This is a genomic window from Streptomyces sp. Ru73, from assembly GCF_002920575.1.
GTDB lineage: Bacteria > Actinomycetota > Actinomycetes > Streptomycetales > Streptomycetaceae > Streptomyces.
This window is the reverse complement of the sequence record NZ_PQSQ01000229.1, coordinates 1-666: the sequence shown is the minus strand read 5'-3', so window position 1 is coordinate 666 and position 666 is coordinate 1. Positions and strand designations below refer to the sequence as shown.

Annotated in this window: 1 protein-coding gene; it reads left to right on the top strand. The window is 67.6% G+C overall.

Annotation, left to right across the window (positions count from 1 at the left end; genetic code table 11):
- On the top strand, positions 1 to 666 hold a 666-nt coding region (locus C3486_RS36720), incomplete at both ends, for an acyl-CoA carboxylase subunit beta (RefSeq protein ID WP_308461298.1).

The following is a 666-nucleotide window of genomic DNA, read 5'->3' as shown; positions in this document are numbered from 1 at the left end:
GTACGGCGATGGGGTGGTGACCGGCTACGGCACGGTCGACGGCCGCCCGGTGGCGGTCTTCTCCCAGGACTTCACCGTCTTCGGCGGGGCGCTGGGCGGGGTGTTCGGCGAGAAGATCGTGAAGGTGATGGACTTCGCGCTGAAGAACGGCTGCCCGGTGATCGGCATCAACGACTCCGGCGGCGCGCGCATCCAGGAGGGCGTGGTCTCCCTCGGCGCGTACGGGGAGATCTTCCGCCGCAACACCCACGCCTCGGGGGTGATTCCGCAGATCTCGCTGATCGTGGGGCCGTGCGCGGGCGGGGCGGTGTACTCCCCGGCCATCACCGACTTCACCGTGATGGTGGATCAGACCTCGCACATGTTCATCACCGGACCGGATGTGATCAAGACGGTCACCGGCGAGGACGTGGGCTTTGAGGAGCTGGGCGGGGCGCGCACGCACAACGCCACCTCCGGCGTCGCCCACCACATGGCGGGCGATGAGAAGGACGCCATCGAGTACATCAAGGCGCTGCTGTCCTACCTGCCCTCCAACAACCTCTCCGAGCCGCCCGTCTTCCCCGAGGAGGCGGACCTGGAGACCTCCGAGACCGACCGGGAGCTGGACACCCTCATCCCGGACTCGGCCAACCAGCCCTACGACATGCTCTCCGTGATCGAGCA